Origin of the sequence: Streptomyces sp. NPDC050842, assembly GCF_044456565.1 — a bacterium.
Lineage (GTDB): Bacteria > Actinomycetota > Actinomycetes > Streptomycetales > Streptomycetaceae > Streptomyces.
Map to the genome: position 1 here is coordinate 135,439 of NZ_JBITGA010000011.1, position 19,442 is coordinate 154,880.

The 19,442-nt window shown below is 73.3% G+C and carries 11 protein-coding genes; 3 read left to right on the forward strand and 8 right to left on the reverse strand.

Annotated features, from left to right (window positions below):
- Positions 1–2 precede the first annotated feature (2 nt).
- Positions 3–1,253 (forward strand): MFS transporter, encoded by a 1,251-nt coding sequence (locus ACIBG6_RS32010; RefSeq protein WP_399226359.1) that lies wholly within the window; start codon positions 3–5, stop codon positions 1,251–1,253.
- Between the two features lie 237 nt (positions 1,254–1,490).
- The gene (locus ACIBG6_RS32015; protein WP_399226209.1) at positions 1,491–3,509 is read left to right on the forward strand and encodes an ATP-binding cassette domain-containing protein; all 2,019 of its coding nucleotides are present in this window, start codon (positions 1,491–1,493) and stop codon (positions 3,507–3,509) included.
- Here ACIBG6_RS32015 and ACIBG6_RS32020 read toward each other — a convergent pair.
- From ACIBG6_RS32020 to ACIBG6_RS32045, 6 genes are all read right to left on the reverse strand, one after another.
- Positions 3,490–6,459: a hypothetical protein gene (locus ACIBG6_RS32020; RefSeq protein ID WP_399226210.1), complete on the reverse strand. Its 2,970-nt coding sequence runs from the start codon at positions 6,457–6,459 to the stop codon at positions 3,490–3,492. The genes ACIBG6_RS32015 and ACIBG6_RS32020 overlap by 20 nt on opposite strands.
- Positions 6,456–7,580 carry an AAA family ATPase gene (locus ACIBG6_RS32025; protein ID WP_329619717.1) on the reverse strand — a complete coding sequence of 375 codons (1,125 nt, stop codon included), beginning with the start codon at positions 7,578–7,580 and terminating at the stop codon, positions 6,456–6,458. The genes ACIBG6_RS32020 and ACIBG6_RS32025 overlap by 4 nt, the downstream gene beginning before the upstream one ends.
- A 12-nt stretch (positions 7,581–7,592) precedes the next feature.
- Complete coding sequence (locus ACIBG6_RS32030; protein WP_399226211.1) at positions 7,593–8,954, reverse strand: VWA domain-containing protein; 1,362 nt, start codon at positions 8,952–8,954, stop codon at positions 7,593–7,595.
- Entirely contained in the window at positions 8,951–10,342 is a 1,392-nt protein-coding gene (locus ACIBG6_RS32035) for a hypothetical protein (protein WP_399226212.1), read from the reverse strand. Before ACIBG6_RS32035 ends, ACIBG6_RS32030 begins: the two co-directional genes overlap by 4 nt.
- Complete coding sequence (locus ACIBG6_RS32040; RefSeq protein ID WP_399226213.1) at positions 10,342–10,845, reverse strand: hypothetical protein; 504 nt, start codon at positions 10,843–10,845, stop codon at positions 10,342–10,344. The genes ACIBG6_RS32035 and ACIBG6_RS32040 overlap by 1 nt, the downstream gene beginning before the upstream one ends.
- A 111-nt stretch (positions 10,846–10,956) precedes the next feature.
- On the reverse strand, positions 10,957–11,547 hold the full coding sequence (locus ACIBG6_RS32045) for an HPP family protein (RefSeq protein WP_399226215.1): 591 nt from the start codon (positions 11,545–11,547) through the stop codon (positions 10,957–10,959).
- Between the two features lie 221 nt (positions 11,548–11,768).
- Here ACIBG6_RS32045 and ACIBG6_RS32050 point away from each other — a divergent pair, with 221 nt between their 5' ends.
- Positions 11,769–12,014, forward strand: a complete 246-nt coding sequence (locus tag ACIBG6_RS32050; protein WP_399226216.1) for a DUF6296 family protein — start codon at positions 11,769–11,771, stop codon at positions 12,012–12,014.
- 118 nt (positions 12,015–12,132) lie between these two features.
- Here ACIBG6_RS32050 and ACIBG6_RS32055 read toward each other — a convergent pair whose 3' ends face one another.
- Positions 12,133–12,540: a YybH family protein gene (locus ACIBG6_RS32055; protein WP_399226217.1), complete on the reverse strand. Its 408-nt coding sequence runs from the start codon at positions 12,538–12,540 to the stop codon at positions 12,133–12,135.
- Between the two features lie 144 nt (positions 12,541–12,684).
- Positions 12,685–19,359: a type I polyketide synthase gene (locus tag ACIBG6_RS32060; protein ID WP_399226219.1), complete on the reverse strand. Its 6,675-nt coding sequence runs from the start codon at positions 19,357–19,359 to the stop codon at positions 12,685–12,687.
- Positions 19,360–19,442: the final 83 nt, after the last annotated feature.

The window sequence follows — 19,442 nt, forward strand, 5'->3', positions numbered from 1 at the left end:
CGATGGATACCGATGGTGTGACCGTCCGGCAGAAGCCGGACCCGCTTCCCAGCCCGTGGCGGTCGAGCCGCTTCCGGCTGTTCTTCACGGCCCGCAGCGCGTCGCTGCTCGCCGACGGCATGCTGATGGTCTCCCTCACGACCGCCGTCCTCGGTGCGGGCTACGGTGCCAGTGGCGTCGGTTACGCGCTGGCCGCGTGGATGGCGCCGATCGTCCTGCTGGTCCTCGTCGGCGGCGTCCTCGCCGACCGGTTCACCCCGCAGGTGATGATGGTCGGCGCCGACGTGGTGCGCCTGGTCGCCATGCTGGCGCTCGCGGCGCTCCTCGCCTCGGGTGGGGTGCGGCTCTGGCACATCATGGCGCTGCTCGCGCTCAGCGGCGCGGCGACGGCCATGTTCCAGCCCGGCCTGGCGAGCATGGTCCCCCAGGTCGCCGAGGACATCCAGCGGGCCAACGCCCTCCTGCGGATCTCCGAGGCGATCTGCACCCTGCTCGGCCCCGGTCTCGCGGGCCTCCTCGTCGCCTACTGGGACATGGCGGGATCCTTCCTGGTCATCGCGGCGGCCTTCGCGCTCAGCGCGCTGGGTCTCGCGCCGCTGCGGAAGCTGAGCACCGCCAAGGACGACAGCGCCGACCCGCTGTGGCAGAGGCTGGCCACGGGCTGGCACGAGTTCCGGTCCCGGTCCTGGCTGTGGGGCGTCATCGCCGTCTGGGCGGTCTACGGCCTGTTCGTCTTCGGACCGGCCCTGCCGCTGGGCGCCGCCCTGCTCACCGAACAGCACGGGGCGAGCGGCTACGGCTGGATCGCCTCCGCCGACGGGGCCGGCACGATCGTCGGCGGGCTGCTCGGCATGCGCGTCAAGCCTCGCCGTCCGCTCGTCGCGGGCGCCCTCGCCATGGTCTTCTTCTCGCTCAACCCCCTGGCTCCCGCTCTCGGCTGGTCGTTCACGCTCACGGCGGTCACCGGCGTCGTGGCCGGCTGCGGCTTCGCCTTCTGGGGAGTCATGTGGGCGACCAGCGTGCAGACCCACATCCCGCTGGCCGTCCTCAGCCGCGTCTCCGCCTACGACATCGCCGGCTCCATCATGGTGATCCCGCTGGGCCGGGCCCTGGCCGGCCCGGCGGCGGAGACCTTCGGCGCCGACCGGGTGCTGCTGTTCTCCGCCGTGGTGGGTGTCGTGTTCCTCGGAGTCATGCTCTGCGTCCCGGCCGTCCGCGCACTCGGCCGGGCTCCGGAGGGCGGCCGGCGGTAGGGGGCGGATGGGCACGGGCGGGCGCGCGAGGGCGCGCCCGCCCTCGGCGTTTCGGCCATGCGCACCTCGGGGCACGGCCCTCCTCCGGCACGGGTCGGTGTACCCGGCACGCTCGGGTTCTCGCTCTGCCATGCGGATCGCGACACGTCCGAAAGACGCGTGTTCGACATTGCCGCCGTTTCGTTGAGCCGCATGACATCCGGGCGACACCCGGACGGCTCAGCGACGGAGGACACCATGCATCCCTCCCCCACCCCGCCGACGACACCCACCCCACCCGATCAGGACACGGCCGACGGCGGCCCCTCCGCTTCCGAACGGCTGCTGTTCGGCGGCGAGCTCGCGTACGACTTCGGCTGGGGCCGGCACCACGGCGTCTGGCTGAAGCTGAGCCTGCGCGCCATGGCGCTCTCGCTCCCCCGGCAGGTCGGGATCGCCGTGCGGCTGGCCCGCGAGGCCGACCGCCGGGCTCTGTACACGGTCGTGGCAGCCGAGTTCGGGCGGGGTGTCACCCAGGCGGTGTCGCTGATCGCCGTGAACGCGATCCTGGTCGAGCTCCTCGCCCAGGGCAGCACCGTCGAGCGACTGCGCTCCGCCCTGCCCTCCCTCGTCGTCGTCGCCGTCCTCGCGGTGTTCGCCTCGGCGGGGAAGTCGGCCTCCGCGGCGGCGACCGGGATCCTGGAGCCCAAGGTGCAACGGGTCGCCACGGAGCGGTACTTGGGGCTGGTCGCGCGGGTCGAGCTGGAGGCCATCGAGGACGACGCCTTCCACAAGCTGATGGACTCCGCCCAGTGGGGTGCGGAGTCGTCGCGCCGGATGGTCGGGTACTGCACGGCCGTGGTCACCTCGGCGATCTCGCTCGTCGCGGCCGCCGGCGTCCTCACCGTCCTGCACCCCTTGCTGCTGCCCCTGCTGATCGCCATGGCGCTGCCGAGCGCGTGGAGTTCGCTGACGATGGCGCGGGCGCGGTACGTGAGCTGGCACCGGTTCGTGCAGCACGCGCGGGCCGCGCAGCTGATCAGCCGGCTCCTGATCGACCAGCAGGCGGCGGGCGAGGTCCGGGTCCACGACGTCGGTCCGTTCCTGCTCGAGCACTTCCGGGGCATGGCGGAGACCAGCGAGCGGGAACAGACCCGGCTGGCGTGGATCGGTGCCCGGACGGGCCTGACGGCGGACGCGGCGCGCGGACTGGCCACCGTCGGCACGTACGCCGTGCTCGGGCTGCTCCTGTGGGACGGACACATGGCGCTCGCCGTCGGCGGCACGGCCGTCCTCGCGATCCGTACGGGTTCGGCGAGCATCACTGATCTGGTGCTGCGGGTCACCGACGTGCAGGAGGAATCGCTGTTCGTAGCCGATCTGGAGACCCTCTGCGAGGAGGCGGTCCGCCGCGAGATCCCCACCACCGGGGAGGACCTTCCCGAGGAGGTCGACGAGATCCGGTTCGAGAAGGTCACCTTCACCTATCCGGGGGCGGAGAAGCCGTCCCTGAGCGAGGTCGACCTGGTCATCCCCCGGGGCAGGACCGTCGCCTTCGTCGGCAGGAACGGCTCGGGCAAGACCACGGTCACCCGCCTGCTCTGCGGGCTCTACCTCCCGGACGACGGCCGGGTGACCTGGGGCGGGGTCGACGCGGCACGGGCCTGCCGGGCGCAGGTCTTCGACCGTGTCGCGATGGTCGCGCAGAACTTCCACCGCTGGCCCTTCACCGCCCGCGTCAACATCGGCATCGGCCGGCCCGGGGGGCCGCTCGACGACGCGCCGATCGGGGACGCGGCGGCGTACGCGGGGGCGGACGACGTCGTCAAGGGGCTCCCCCGGGGTCTGGACACGCTCCTGGCCCGCGGCTACCGGGGCGGCCAGGAGATCTCGGGCGGGCAGTGGCAGAAGATCGGCCTCGCCCGGGCGCGGTACCGCGAGGGCCAGGTCCTGATCGTGGACGAACCGACGAGCGCCCTCGACCCGGCCGCCGAGCAGCGGGTCTTCGACCAGATCCACCGCCTCGCCGGCACCGGCCAGACCACGATCCTGATCACCCACCGCCTGCACAGCGTGGCCCACGCTGACCTCATCTACGTGATGGAGGAGGGCCGGGTCGTGGAGGCCGGGACCTTCGCGGAACTCATGGACCCCGCCACCGGCACGGGTGCCTTCCGCGAGGCGTACGAACTCCAGGCCCGTCAGTTCGTCCGCCCCTCCGTCCCTTCCCAGGGCGGGCCCGCGGGCGCCGAGTCCGCTAAGGACATGACGCCGTGAGGAGGGACGCCACCGCTTCTGCCGTATCCGGGTGAAGGTCCGTCAGGGTCGGGTGGTGTGGGGCTGGGCCCGTGTGGGTCCAGCCCTCCTCGCAGCCCAGCAGATCCGCCACCGCGTCGCAGGTATCCGGGTGCGCGGGCAGCAGGGCCGCGCCCTGCGGGTGCGACGGCGTTCCGTCCGTGGGCGTCCAGCCGTCCGTGCAGCCCAGCAGCTCTGCGAGCGCGTCGCAGGTGTCGGGGTGCGCCGGCAGCAGCTTCGCGCCCTCTGGGGCCGTGGGGTGTGGGCGGCCGCGGGCCGCCGAGGGGGTGGCCGGTTGCTGCCGCCACGGCGGGACCCAGGCGTCCAGGGCGGCGAGCCGGGCCGGGAAGATCCGGCCCGCCTCGCGGATGAGCAGCGGCGCCAGCTCCGCCGCGTTCGACCGGAGCGTCGTGATGAGCACCGGCAGCCACGGCAGCAGGACGGCGTCCGGCAGTCGCCCGAAGGCGTTCGACACGGCCTCCACCACGACGTCCGCGAGTCCCTGCACCGGTTCCAGCGCGTGGACGAAGCCGCTGAGGTAACGCGGGTACGAGGGCACCACCAGCGGGTTGCCGAGGAGCTCGTCGCAACGGGCCCGCAGCTCCGCTCGGGACAGCGTGCCGAGCTGCACCTGCGCCGCCCACAGCAGTGCCGTCTTCGCCGGGTCCTGCGGGTGCGACTGCGCGACCGACAGTTCGAGCTGCGTCCGGTCGCATCCCAGGGAGAGCGCCAGGCTCTCCATGCTGAACAGGAAGCCCAGCATCGCGGCCACCTGCCCGGCCGTCGCCTCCTCGTCCCGGAAGGCGGTCGGCAGCAGGGTGCAGTAGTGCGCGTAGCCGGTTCTGACGAACGACTCGATCCACGGCGGCAGCACCGCTTCGCTCGTCCGGTAGTACGCGAGGAGGCCGCGCACCCGGCGCAGCACCTCCGGCGCCCCGTCCACCGTGCGCTCGGCCGCCAGGACCTCCAGGGCCCGGGTGCCCAGCTCGTCGGCGAGACGCCGGCCGCCGAGGTACAGCGTCGCGTCCTCGACGGCCGCCAGGACCTGCGCGGTCGTCGCCTGTGGCCCGTGCGCGGTGCGTCGCAGACGCTGCTCCAGGACCTGTTCGAGGCTCACACCCTCGTAACCGAGCTCGATGAGCGCCCGCTGGTGGGTGCCGAGGGACAGGTCCCACGACTCCTGGATCGACCGCTCGCCGAGCCGCCGCTCTCCCATGATGGGCCGGGCGGCGCCGGGCGGCATCAGACGGCGCAGCATCCACAGGACGTCGGAGCAGGCCCGGAGGTCCGGCTCGGACGCCATGTCGAGGAGGGCGCGCCGCACGCCGCGCTGCTGGAGGTTCAGCTCCAGCGGTGCCAGCCGGTCGTGCACGTCGCGCGCGAGGGGCGGCAGCGCGTCGTAGCCGACCTGGCCGATCCGGTCGCCGCCCATCATGATCTCGACGAGGCGGCGCACGTCCCGGCGCCCCGGCACCGAGTCCTTCTCGATGCAGGTGACGGCCGCGTCCTGGAAGTCGTACGGCGTCGGCTTGGCCCGGTCCCGCATGCCGGCCAGCAGGATCGACGTCTCGAAGACGGCGATCGCGTCGGCGGTCGAGGCCAGGTAGCCGCTGCGGCGGGCCGCGCGGACGATGTCCACGGACCAGCCGAGCAGTTCGGCCTCGTCCAGGGTGTCGACGACCGGCGGCCGGCGCAGGAAGCCGGAGAGCCGGTCGTCCGCGCCCACGGGCACGACAGGAGCGGCGGCCCTCACGGGCGTCTTCGCGACCGCCTTCGCGGGAGTCGGCTTCTTCGTACCGGCCTGGCCTTCCAGGCGGTACGGCTTCACCCGGGTGCGCTTGAGGTTCTTCGCCCACTGCGTCGCGGCGATCGACACCGATCCGGAGGCGAGACCGAACTGCGCCTCGATCGCGGTGTGGCTGGACGGGATCAGCCCGTACTGCCAGGTGGTGGCGGTCCGCGGGGAGATGGTGAAGCCGGTGGTGCCGTCGGTGCCGGTGGTGCCGTCCACGCCGAACTCGTCGACACGGCTCGCGGCGTGGAAGGCGCCGCACACGTACAGACAGTCCGCCGGGTCGGTGCCGGTCGCGGCCAGGTGCTCCCGCATCCGGGTCCACATGTACCGCTCGCGGTCCTCGTCGACGCGCACCCGGTCCCCGTCGCCCGGGGCGAGCCGCCGGAAGAGGCTGCCGATGAGGAACATCACCTGGCGGTAGGTGTCGTGATCGCTGTCGCCGAGCGGTACCTCGACGTACTGGTGCCACCACTCCGACCAGTGGCGGACCTTGCCGTGGCGGAGCAGGTGCTCCTCCAGCTCGGCGAAGCGCGGCCGCAGGTCGCCGATCTCGACGCCGACGGCCTCGCCGTGGAGCGCCGCCTCCGCCTCGGTCTCCGCGGGCTTCGCGCTCGGGGCCACCGTGCCCGCGGCGCTCTCGCCCTCCCGGTCGTGCCGGGCGTCCCACTGGAAGACGTGGTCGGAGGAGCGGTCGACGAGGACCAGTTCGACGCCGGGGGTGTCGAGGGCGTACGCGATGGCCTGGTATTCGGCGGAGGCCTCGGTGATCGGCGCGACGACGGACAGCGGGGCCCAGTCGGACGGGAAGCCGTCGATGTCGCTGGCGAACGCCTGGACGGCGACGGGCAGTCGGCAGTTGCGCAGCTCGGTCAGGAGCGGCGCCATGTCCTCGCACAGCTCCAGGTACACGACCTTCGGCTGCTTCTCGCGCAGTCGGCGGGCCATGGCGAGCGCGGACGCGGGCGAGTGGTGGCAGACGGGGAAGATCTCCAGCGGTTCGCCCGCTGCCCGGTCGACGTCGTCGACCATGCCGAGGAGGATGCCTTCCAGGGCGTCCCCTCCACCGGCGAACTCGGAGGCCGCTTCGTGGAGTTGGCCCCGTAGTGCGGCGAACGGGGTCTCGGGGGCCGCGCTCATGCCAGCTTGGCGATCGCGTCGCGGCCGCCCTCCAGGAACTCGGGCCAGGAGCCGCCTTCCGCCTTGCCGCGCGGCTCGACGACGCCGTGCAGGTACTTGTTGAGGATGGCGAGGTCCTCGGGCTCGCGGCGCGCGAGGGAGCCGACGAGCGAGGAGGCGAGGGTACGGGCGGTCAGGGCGCGCTCGCCGAAGAAGTTGCTGTGGAGGACGGCGTCTTCCAGTACGCCGATCTGTTCGGCGGTGGACAGCGCGGACTCCAGCTTCTCGTCGTCGCTGCCCGCCGCCGCCGCGGAGGCGCGGAGATCGGCGAAGCTCTGGAGGAGGACGTCGAGGAGGGTGGGCGGCACGTCCAGGTCGATCTGGTGCCGGCGCAGGAGCTCCTCGGTGCGGAACCGGACGATCTCGGCCTCGCTCTTCTTGTTCGTCACGACCGGGATGCGGACGAAGTTGAAGCGGCGCTTGAGCGCGGAGGACAGGTCGTTGACACCGCGGTCGCGGCTGTTGGCGGTGGCGATGATGGAGAAGCCGGGCTTGGCGAAGACGATGTTGTCACCGCCGCCGTCGCTCTCCAGCTCGGGGACGGAGACGTACTTCTCGGAGAGGATCGAGATGAGCGCGTCCTGGACGTCGCTGGTGGAGCGGGTCAGCTCCTCGAAGCGGCCGATGGTGCCGGTCTCCATCGCGGTCATGATCGGTGAGGGGATCATCGACTCCCGTGACTGGCCCTTGGCGATGACCATGGACACGTTCCAGGAGTACTTGATGTGGTCCTCGGTGGTGCCGGCGGTGCCCTGCACCACGAGCGTGGAGTTGCGGCTGAGCGCGGCCGAGAGGAGCTCGGCGAGCCAGCTCTTGCCGGTGCCGGGGTCGCCGATGAGCAGCAGGCCACGGTCGGAGGCGAGGGTGACGATGGAGCGCTCGACGATGCTGCGGTCGCCGAACCACTTCTGCGTCACCTCCCGGTCGAGGCCGTCGGCGCGCTCGGAGCCGAGGATGAAGAGGCGGACCATCTTCGGGGACAGGCGCCAGGAGAACGGCTTGGGGTTGTCGTCGATCGACTCCAGCCAGTCGAGTTCCTCGGCGTACTTGATCTCGGCGGGAGCGCGGAGCAGGTCGGACATGCGAAGGGCCTCTCAGGTGAGGAAGGTCTTGAGTTCGTGGACGAGCTTGTCGATGTGGCCGGAGACCACCGGGGTGCCGAGCGCCTTGAACCGCTCGCGGAACCAGGGGTTGACCTCCTGCCGTCCGGAGCTGGTCACCGAGCCGACGGGGATGAACCGCACGCCGGACCGGTGGACCGCCTCGATGCCCTCGAAGAGCGGCTGCGAGCGGTCGAACTCGTAGAAGTCGGAGATCCACACCATGACGGTGTTCTTGGGTTCGGCGATCTTCGGCCGGGCCATGGCCATGGCGACCGGCCCGTCGTTGCCGCCGCCGAGGTTGGTGCGGAGCAGGACGTCGAACGGGTCGTGCACCCAGGGAGTGAGGTCGATGGCTCGGGTGTCGTACGCGATGAGGTGGACGTCCACCTTCGGCAGTCCGGCGAAGATCGAGGCCAGGATGGTGCAGTTGACCATCGAGTCGACCATGGAACCGGACTGGTCGACGACGACGACCAGCCGCTGGGGCGTGGTCCTGCGGACGGTGTGCCGGTAGTAGAGGCGGTCGACGTAGAGACGCTCCTCCTCCGGGCTCCAGTTGGTGAGGTTCTTCCAGATGGTGCGGTCGATGTCGAGGTTCCGGAAGATCCGCTTGGGCGGGACGGAGCGGTCCAGCTCGCCGACGGTCGCCTTCTCCACCTGCGTGCGCAGGACCTCGGCGACCTCGTCGACGTAACGCCGGATGAGGGACTTGGCGTTGGCCAGGGCGATGCCGGAGAGATTGCCCTTGTCGCGCAGGAGCTGCTCGATCAGGGACATGCTCGGGGTGAGCTTGGCCGCGAGCGCGGGATCGGCCAGCACCTCGCGCAGGTGCATGCGCTGGACCAGATCGGCCTCGACGGCGCCGAGTTCGGCGCCGAGACCGCCACCGGTGAGTCCCGCTCCGGCCGCCCGGCCGCCGCGCAGCCCGCCGGGCGGGCAGCCGAGCGCGCGCTCCAGCCAGCCGGCGTCCGACTGCCAGCGAGCCAGCTGACCGGCGGAGACCGTGCCGGAACCGGTGGAGAAGACATTGAGCAGGACCTTCGACGCGAGGGCGGCGCGCCGCACCTCGGCTGCCCGGTCGCGGGCGTCGTCCGGTTCGGGCTCCGGGGTCATCAGGCCGTCGAACTCGTCGGCCAGCTCCGGATGGCGCTGGACGACGGAGTCGACGGACGCGCCCGGGTCGAGCAGCGCCGACGGGAGGCCGATGTCCTCGACGACGGCGAGGCTCGCGGACTCCAGTGCGGGCTGCTCCTCGTGGTCGAAGAGCCGGGCGAGGAGACGCCAGTAGAGGACCTGACGGCGGTTGTCGTCGGAGTCGGCGACGTCGGGGACGGGGGCGGTGCTGTCGGTCATTTCCGCAGCAGCCTTCCGGCTCGTTCGCGCAGGACGGCGACGGAGTCCGTGGCCGCCTTCTCCGCCCGGACGCCCACCTTGTCGGTGGTGCCTCCGGCCCAGGCACCCGCGTGGACGGCGACGGTCTTCTTCCGCACGGTCGTCTCGACGGCGAGCGGCTGGAGGACGAACGCTCCGGCGTCCCAGCGGAGAAGTCCGATGCACGCGCCGGACGCGGCGACCGCCTCCGGGGTGAGCGGACCGGCCACGGGGGCGCGGTCGGTGTCGACGGCCATCCGGTGCCCGGCGACCGCGAACGCCGTCGCCCCGTCGTCGTGCTCCACCGCGTACCCCTCGACGAGGACGGGAACGGCGATCCGGACCGGGTGACGGTCCAGCGGGACGGTCACCGGGTCGGAGGCGGTGGACAGGATCACCCGGGCGGTGGCGAACGGGTCGGCGGGCTCCCCCGCGCGGGCCCGCTCGTCGTCCCAGACGAGGTCGCCCTCGGCGGTGACGGGCATGGCGTCGACCTCCATGGAGCGGCCCTCGCTCACGGCGGCCAGGAGCGACATCCGCGGGCGGAGCAGCTGCCAGAGTCCGGCGCCGACGACGGTGTCCGGCTTGGGCGCGGACACCGCGGCCCGCACCAGGCGTGGCGCCGCACCGTCGGCGGGCTCGAACACCGCGTGGACCTGGGCCTGTACGGCGGTCGCGTGCTCCTGTACGTCCACGCCGAGCGGCAGCAGACGGCCGGTCGCGGTGGCCGTCGAGGAGGCGCGGGTGGCCCCCGGCAGGGTCAGCAGCAGCGCGCGGGACCAGAGGTCGGCCCAGCGGCGCACCGGGACGCGCTCCAGGGTGGCGCCCGGGCAGGAGGCGGCCAGCTCGGCGGCGAAACCGTCGAGCAGGGTGGCCTGACGCCTCAGCAGCGGGTCCGGCAGCATCGCGGAGACGACGGGCGCGGCACCGGCGACCAGCTCGTGGTCGATGCCCTGCCACCCGGCGCGGGCGATGTCGCAGAGCCAGGCGCGGGCGGCCGCGAGGACGTTGGCGGCGGGTCCCTCGCCTCCGGCGGCCGGTGCGGTCGCCTCCGCGCGGGGTCGGCCCGTGACGTCCCCGACGCGGGCGACGAGCGCGTCGTGCGCGGAGCCCATGAGGGCGGTGCGGGCGGCGGCGAGGGCGACGAAGTGCTCCTCGCCCGCCGCGCCGGCCGCCGCCTTCTCGGCGGCCTCGGCGACGCGGGAGGCCAGCGGCGTCCCGACGACGGCGTCCGTGAGCGCGGTGAGCCCGTCGGTCTGCGCGGGCTGCGGACGGAGCAGTCCGGCGACGAGCACCCGGTCGAAGGCGTCGACGGCGGCGAGTGCCTCGTCGAGCCCGTCCACGGGGTCGGAGAGCAGATCCGTACGCATCAGGCGACCGCCCTCGTCGGCGGGAACCACTGCATCTCGGGCAACGGCACCGTCACCGGTTCCCGTTCGAGGTAGGCCAGGTGCCGCAGGAACCGGCTGAACACCGGGGCGGCCGCCGCGGTGTCGCCCTGGGCGGGGCGCGTCGCGGTCATCGCGGAGACCAGCGCGTGGGCGTCGGGCTCCTCGCCGGGCGTCTCGGCCTTCAGGTAGCGGGCGACACGCTCGGCCCCGTACTGCAGGACGGCCTCGGCGACGAGCGTCCGGATGTGGTTGCAGAACGCGCCGCGCGCGCCGCCGCAGGGACGGTTGTTGTTGGTGCTGCACGCGAACGCGTACGTCCCGGCCGCGATCGAGGACACGTACACGCGCCCTATGTCGGACCCGCTGGACACGACACCCTGCAACCGCCCGTCGGCCAGCTCGACGAACGGCACCTTGGCGAGCTTCCGCGGTCGCGCGGGCGGTACGACCCGCGCCACGCTCGACGTCTCCCAGACCGTCAAGACACCTCTCCCATGCACGTCAAAGGGATGTTCACGCCGGAGCGGCGCGACAGGGACGAACCTATCCCCGCCCACTGACAACGGCCTGGGAGCGGCCTGGCGGTGGGTCGTTCACCACCAGTAGGCGGGGTACTTCGGTGCGCCGCGGCGGATGCGGGACGCGGTGAACGCGGTCAGCACGAGCAGGATCGTGGCGCCGAAGAGCAGCGGGACGAACCGGCCCGGCGCGGGCGACTGGAGCACGATGACGACGGCGGTCGCGCAGGCCGGCGAGTGCGGGGTCCGGGCCAGCGTCGTCAGCGCGAGGGCGACACCGGCGGCGACGGCGGCCGCCCAGGTGCTGCCGCCCGCCGCGGTCGCGACCGCGTATCCGGCGGCGGCCCCGAGCAGGTGGCCGACAACCACGCTGCGGGGCTGGGCCAGGGGGAGTGTGGGGGCGCAGTGCACCAGGGCGGCGCTGGCGGCCAGCGGCGGTATCAGTACCGGCTCGTGGATGGCGGCGCCGATCGCGACCAGTCCCAGCAGGGCGGCCGTCGCCGCGGTGACGCTGTGGAACGCGGCCGCGGGCGCGGGCCGGGCCGGAGCCCGGCCGACGATCCTGGGCAGGCGGGGGCGGGTGAGGACTGCGGGGCCCGCGGAGTCCGTGGGAGCGGCGGAGTCCGTGGGGTCGGTTTCGGTACGGGGTACGGCGTCGGTGCTCATGTGATGCGGTGTTTCCGGGCGGGCGGCCGTGGGCCGGACAGGACAGGGCAGGGGTCGTCGGGGAGACGGTCGTACGGGACTCTGTGATCGACAGTCGGCCCGGTCATGCGCGTGATCCTGATGCGGCGGCGCAACCGATCACCACTCTAACCAGCGGTTTTACGCCGGAGGGGGCGGGGTCGACGCGGCGCCCTTCGCACATCCGGCGTAAAATAGGGTGAATGGACACACTCAAGTACGAGCTGGTGTTCTCCGACGGCACGGGCTCGGCCCGGGACGTCGTGATCGTGGAGCGCACCCTCTCCTCGGGGCCCGGTGGCCATCCGGTGTACGCCGACGCGACGGGCATCATCCGAGCGGAGATCAGCGACCGCGGTGAGGTGCGCGTCCTCGCCTCGGGCGGCCACCAGGAACCCGCCCAGAGCGTCGAGGCACGGCCGCTCCCCGAGGAGCCCGGAGAGCGTTGAGAGCACGGAGAACCCCCCGTCCACGGGGACGGGGGGCTCTCCTGGTTCCGGCCCCGCGGGGGATTCGGGGCCGGGGCAGGCGGGTGGGGGTGTGTGGGTTCCGGGGTTCCGGGGGCGGCTACTTGGTCGGGAGCTCGTCCGCGAGGGGACGGTCGATCGCCATGATCCAGCGGTCGTCGCCGGTGCGCCGCATGACGTCGGTGCAGGTGCCCGTGATGATCTGGCGCCCGCCCTGCTCGTCGGCGACGTCGAGGCGGAATTCGACGATCACCAGCGAGACGTCACCGGCGACGTAGTTGTGCACGACCTTCGAGTCGAGTTTGGGGCCGGTCTTCAGCAGGTCGATGATGCCCTGCCGGCGCTCCGCGCCCGTCAGCGGCTGGCCCGACAGGTTCGAGATCGCGTCGTCGCGGTACAGCTGGTCGAAGATGGCGCCGTCGCCCGAGTTGAAGGCGTCGATGAACGCCTGGTTCTGCTGCTCCACGTCGTCGGTGAGGACCAGGTTGTCGAGATCGGTGGTGGTCATGGTGATGACTGCTCCCTCTTCGTTGGTGCGTTCTTTGTTGATTCCGGCTGAGACGGGGGGCCGAGGGCACGCCGACCGTATGCGGCGGCGCCCCACCCCCCGTCCACCGTGGGGTAATCGTGGTAATCGCCGATCCGGCGCGGATCACCCCTCGGTCATCGGTGCCGCCGGGAAGTAGCCGACCTCGGTGAAGAAGTCGACGTACCTGCCGAACAGTTCCTTGGTCACGGGCGGGCAGTGGACTCCGCTGCCCGCGAGCACCTCCAGCGTGTCGGCGATGTCCATCGGCGGGTAGAAACCGGAACTGTCCGCGGTCAGCAGCTCGAAGGCGTCGAGCAGCGGCACCAGCGCGTTGCCCCGGTCGGCGCGCACGAGCTCCAGCCATTCGTCCCGGTCCAGTTCACCCAGCGGGTACCCGAACGACCGCAGGTGGTCGGCGGCTTCGGCGAGTGTCAGCTCGCTCGGGTTGTAGAGGTGGAACGTCCGGCCCACCGCGCCCTCCTTGCCCGACATCGCGAGGATCGCGGCGCTGACGTAGTCCACCGGCATCAGGTGGACGGGTCCGACCATCCCCTCCGGGACCGCGCCGGCCTGCAGGATGCCCTTGAGGCTCAGCCAGACGAAGTCCCGTGTCTGGCATGCCCCGTTGCGCTGGTCACCCGAGATCACGTCGACGCGGTACACCGAGACCGGAAGACCCCTCTCCCGGGCCGTCCCGATGAGCTGCTCGCACACCCACTTGCTCTGGACGTAGCCGGTGGGCAGCGACTCCGCCGGGCCCGTCGGCGCGTCCGGCGCGAGCGCGGCGCCGCCGCTGTCGGCGCCCGAGAAGACCCCGGTCGTCGACACGTAGTGGACGGGGACCGTACGGTGCCGGGCCGCGAGCCGCAGGACCTCGACCGTGCCGGAGACGTTCGCCGCCTTCACGTCCTCGTACGGATGGAGCCAGTTGACCGAGGCGCCGACGTGGTAGACGACCTCGGTCTCCCGGCTCAGCCGGTCGAACTCCCCCTCGTCGAGGCCGAGAAGGGGCCGTGCGAGGTCGCCGACGACGATGTCGATCCGGCCCTCGTCGACCTCCTCCCCCAGGCGGTACCACTCCAGGTTGGCGCGCAGCCGCTCCCACGCCTCCGCCCGGTCCGCGCCGCGGACGAGCACCCGCACGCGAGCGGCCGTGGTCCGCAGCAGGTCGCGCAGGACGAAGGCGCCGAGGAAGCCGGTGGCCCCGGTCAGGAACACCGCCGTGGGGTCGGTGGCGACGCGGGTGACGACTCCCTCGGGCCTGATGTCCTCGGGGAGTACGGTCTCGGCCGCGAAGTCCACGGCGTGCGGCGCGGCACCGCCCTCGCCGTGCGCCCCGGCCTGGCCGGGGGCGCTCTCCGCCTGGCCCTCCAGCGCGACCGTGCGGAGGTACGCGGCGAGTGCCGCGGGCGTCGGATGGTCGAAGACCAGCGTGGCGGGGAGCCTGACACCCACGACGTCGTCGAGCCGGTTCCGGAGTTCGACGGCGGTCAGCGAGTCGAACCCGAGCGACGGGAAGGGCCGGTCACCGTCGATGCCCGCCGGGTCGGGGTGGCCGAGTACGGCGCCGGCCTCGGCCCGGACGACCCCGAGGAGGTACGCGAGCTGTTCGGCCTCGCTCATCCCGCGCAGGTCCCGGCCGGAGGCGGCGCCGGGGTCGGCGGCGTTCCGGGCGGTGCCGCGGGTGGGGGTGCCGGCGAGCGTGGACAGCAGGAGCGGCGCCCGGCCGGGGTTCTCCCGCAGGGCGGCCACGTCCAGCGGGGTGCCGACCAGGGCCGGCAGCGCCAGGGCGAGGGCGGCGTCGAGGATCGCCGGTCCGCGCTCGGCGGTGACGGGCCGGAAACCGGCCCGGGCGATGCGCCGGAGGTCCGCCTCGTCCAGGTCCCCGGTCATGCCGCCGGACTGCTCCCACAGGCCCCAGGCGACGGACGTCGCGGGCAGCCCGCGGGCCGCGCGGTGCTCGGCGAGGCCGTCGAGGAAGGCGTTGGCCGCGGCGTACGGGGCCTGGCCGGCGCCGCCGATGACGCCGGCGAGGGAGGAGAACAGGACGAAGGCCGAGAGGTCGAGGCCGCGGGTCAGCTCGTGGAGGTTCCAGGCGGCGTCGGCCTTCGGCCGCAGCACCGCGTCCAGGCGCTCCGGCGTCTGGTCCGCGATCAGGCCGTCGTCCAGGACGCCGGCCAGATGGACGACGCCGGTCAGCGGGCGGTCCGCCGGGACGTCGGCGAGGACCCGCGCGAGCGCCTCCCGGTCGGCGGCGTCGGCGGCGGCGATCGTCACCCGGGCACCGAGCTCCGTGAGCTCGGCGGCCAATTCCTGAGCCCCGACAGCCTGTTCGCCGCGCCGACTGGTCAGGAGGAGGTCCCTCACCCCATGGCGGGCCACCAGGTGGCGCGCGAAGAGGGCTCCGAGCGAGCCGGTGCCGCCGGTGATCAGGACCGTACCCTCAGGGTTCCAGGACCCCGACGGACGACCCTCCGTCGTGGTCGAGACGCGGCGCATCCGCGGCCGGAGCAACCGTCCGTCTCGGAGCGCCAGTTGCGCCTCGCCGGCGCCGGCGCCGGAGATCAGCGGAAGCATGGCGTCCGAGGCCGGAGACCCGTCGGTGTCGACGAGCACGACGCGGCCGGGGTGTTCGGACTGGGCCGAGCGCAGCAGCCCCCAGACGGCGGACGCCGCGAGGTCCGTCACGTCCTCGGTCCGGGTCGCGACCGCGCCCCGGGTGAGGACCACGAGCCTGGTCCCGGCGAGCCGGTCGTCCGCCAGCCACTTCTGGACCAGGGCGAGCGCGTGACGTGCGGCCCGGTGGACCGAGCCGGGCAGGACCCCGCCCTGCGCACCCCCGGCGGGGGCGAGCACCGCGAGGAGCGGCTGCCCGTCACCGGACCGCGCGGCCTCCCCGGCGGCCGGGACGTCGGGCAGGTGCCGGGCGCCTGGCAGGAGGGCGTCGAGCTGCGGCGACGGGGCGCCGAGTACACCCCAGGACACCGTCCCGTTCCGGGCTCCTTCGAGACCGACCGGCGCCCAGGCGACCTCGAAGAGGGCGTCGTGCGCGCGCGTCCCGGCGGCTACGCGGGGCTCGGCGGAGCCGAAGCCCAGCGAGGTGATCGTGGCGACGGGCCTGCCCGTCGCGTCGGCGAGGTACGCGGAAAGGGTGCCGTCACCAGCGGGCGTCAGACGTACGCGGACGAGGGAGGCGCCGGCGGCGTGCAGGCGCACTCCCCGCCAAGCGACGACAAGCCGCGCGGACCGGGAACCGGGACCTTCGGCGGAGCCGTGCTGCGCCTCGGCCGTCGGCAGCGCCGTGTCCGTCAGCGGCGCCGCGTGCAGGGCGGCGTCCAGGAGGGCGGGGTGCAGGGCGAAGTCGCCGGGCAGTGCGCGGTGACGGCCCGCTTCCGGCAGGTGGACCTCGGCGTACAGGTCGTCGCCGCGCCGCCATGCTGCAATCACGCCCCGGAAGCCGGGGCCGTAGGCCGGTCCGTCTCCCGCGAGTCGTTCGTAGGCTCCGTCCAGGTCGATCGCGGTCGCCCCCGCGGGAGGCCAGCTCTCCAGCGCGAAGTCCGGCTCGGAGGCGTCCACGCCGACCTGGCCCCGCGCGGCGAGCGACCACGTGACGTCACCGGCCTCGGGCCGGGTGTGGACCGTGACCGTACGCCGTCCCCGCTCGTCCGCCGCGCCCACGCCGACCTGCACCCGCAGCCCGGCTCCGGGGTCAAGCCTCGGCAGCGCCTCGACGGAGAACGCGTCGAGGACGGTGGCGCCGAACTCGTCCCCGGCCCGCACCGCCAGTTCCACGAGGGCGGCGGGCGGCAGGACGGTCGCCCCGTCCACGACGTGGTCGGCCAGCCAGGGGTGGGAGTGCCGGGTGATCCGGCTGGTGAAGAGCGCCTCGTCGCCGTGCGGCCCCGCGACGGTGACGGCCGCGCCCAGCAGGGGGTGCCCGACGGCGTCCAGGCCCAGGCCCACGGCGTCCGTGGCGGCCGAGACCGGCTCGTACCAGTACCGGTCCTGCTGGAAGGCGTACGTCGGCAGGTCGACCCGCCGCGCCCCGGAGCCCGCGAAGACCGCGTCCCAGTCGGGGGCGGCACCCCGCACGTACGCCTCGCCGGCCGAGGTCCAGAACCGCTCCTGGCCTCCCTCGTCGCGCCGCAGCGTGCCGATCACGACGGCGTCGCGCCCGGCGTCCTCGGCGATGTCCTGGACCCCGGTCACGAGCACCGGATGCGCGCTGGCCTCCACGAAGGTGGCGAAGCCCTGGCCGAGGAGAGCACGGACGGCCCGCTCCAGTTCGACGGTCTGCCGGAGGTTGCGGTACCAGTAGCCGGCGTCCAGTTCGGGCCCCTCGACCCACTCGCCGGTCACCGTCGACAGCATCGGAATCCGGGGCTGTCGGGGAGTCACATCCGCGAGAAGGGACGACAGTTCGTCCTGGAGCAGCTCCACGTACGCCGAGTGCGAGGCGTAGTCGACCGGTACGCGACGGGCCCGGATCCCGTCCGCCCGGGCGTCCGCGAGGAACTCGTCGAGCGCCTCGTTCTCGCCCGAGACGACCACCGAGCGGGGGCCGTTGACGGCCGCGATCTGGATCCTGCCCTCCCACGGAACGGTCCGCTCGCGGACCTCCGAGGCGGGAAGGGCCACGGAGACCATGCCGCCGAGACCGGCGAGGATCCGGCCGATCGCCTGGCTGCGCAGGGCCACCACGCGGGCGCCGTCCCGGAGGGTGAGCGCCCCGGCGACGGTCGCCGCCGCGATCTCGCCCTGCGAGTGCCCGACCACGGCCTCGGGACGCACGCCCCGGGAGCGCCACAGCTCGGCGAGGGACACCATCACCGCCCACAGGACGGGCTGGACGACGTCGACTCGCTCCAGACCGGGGGCGCCGTCGGCTCCGCGGCCATCGACTCCGGCGACGTCGACTCCGCGGCCGTCGGCTCCGTCGGTTCCGTCGGTTCCACGGCCGTCGGCTCCGCGCAGGACGTCCTGGAGCGACCAGTCGGTGAACTCGGCCAGCGCCTCGGCGCAGGCGTCGATCCGTGCCGCGAACTCCGGGGACGTGTCCATGAGGTCCACGGCCATGCCGGCCCACTGCGAGCCCTGGCCGGGGAAGAGGAACACGGTCTTGCCGGACCGGCCCGCGGTCCCCGTCACCAGGCCCGCGGCGGGTGCGCCGTCGGCGAGGGCCGTGAGCCGCGCGAGTCGGGCTTCCCGGTCGGCGCCGACGACCGCCGCCCGCTCGGGGAGGGCGGCCCGGGTCGTCGCGAGCGAGAACGCCACGTCCTGGTCGGTGAGTTCGGGCCGCTCGGCGAGGTGCTCCGCGAGGCGGCGCGCCTGATCCCGCAGGGCAGGGCGGGACTTGGCGGACAGCACCCAGGGCGTGTCGTGCCCGCCGGCCGTCTCCTCCTCCGGGGCGGTGGGCGTCTCCGGCACCTCTTCGAGGATGACGTGGGCGTTGGTGCCGCTGACGCCGAACGACGAGACCGCGGCCCGGCGCGGACGGTCGAGCTCGGGCCAGGCCCGTTCCTCGGTGAGGAGTTCGACGGCGCCCGCGCGCCAGTCGACCACGGGCGTGGGCTCGTCGACGTGGAGCGTCCTCGGCATGGTCCCGTGCCGCATGGCCTGGATCATCTTGATCACGCCGCCGACGCCGGCCGCGGCGACGGTGTGCCCGATGTTGGATTTGAGCGAGCCGAGGCGCAGCGGCCGGTCGGCGGGGCGGCCCTGCCCGTACGTGGCGAGGAGGGCCTGTGCCTCGATCGGGTCGCCGAGCCGGGTCGCCGTGCCGTGCGCCTCGACGATGTCGACGTCGGCGGTCGTCAGTCCGGCGTCGGCGAGCGCCCCCTTGATGACCCGTTCCTGGGAAGGGCCGTTGGGGGCGGTCAGGCCGTTGGAGGCGCCGTCCTGGTTCACGGCGGAACCCCGGATCACCGCGAGGACGCGATGCCCGTTCCGGCGCGCGTCGGACAGCTTCTCGACCAGGACCAGGCCGACTCCTTCGGACCAGCCGGTGCCGCCGGCCGAGGCGGCGAAGGACCGGCAACGGCCGTCGGCGGACAGGCCGTTCTGCCGGGAGAAGTCGACGAACCCCCCAGGGTGGCCGTTGACCGTGACACCGCCGGCGACCGCGAGCGCCGACTCGCCCGAGCGTACGGACTGAACGGCCAGGTGCAGCGCGACCAACGAGGACGAGCAGGCCGTGTCGAGCGAGACGGCCGGCCCCTCGAGGCCGAACGAGTAGGCGATGCGGCCGGAGGCCACACTGCCCAGTTTGCTCGTCATGAGGTATCCCTCGAACTCCTCCGGTCCGTCGAGGCCCAGATAGCTCTGCTCGACGATGCCGGCGAAGACACCGGTGCTGCTGCCCCGCAGGGCCGTCGGGTCGATGCCCGCGTTCTCGAAGAGCTCCCAGGCCGTCTCCAGGAGCACCCGGTGCTGCGGGTCCATGGCGAGGGCCTCGCGCGGCGAGATCCCGAAGAACGCCGCGTCGAAGCGGGTCGCGCCCTCAAGGAAGCCGCCCTCCTTGGTGTACGTCCGGCCGGGCAGACCCGGCTCGGGGTCGTACAGGGCGTCGACGTCCCAGCCGCGGTCGGCGGGCCACTCGGTGATGGCGTCGCGCCCCTCGGCGACGAGGTTCCACAGGTCGTCGGGGGAGGCGACGCCGCCCGGGTAGCGGCAGGCCATGCCGACGACGGCGACGGGTTCGGGCGCCGCCGACTCCAGCTCGGCTAGCCGCCGGCGGGTCTTCTGCAGGTCCACGGTGACGCGTTTGAGGTAGTCGACGAGCTTTTCTTCGTTGTTCATGGGCTTGCGGGTCTCCCAGATCAGTGGGGTCGTCGGAGAGGTGGAGAAGGGGCGCGCGGCGACGAGCGTTCTGTCCGCGACGG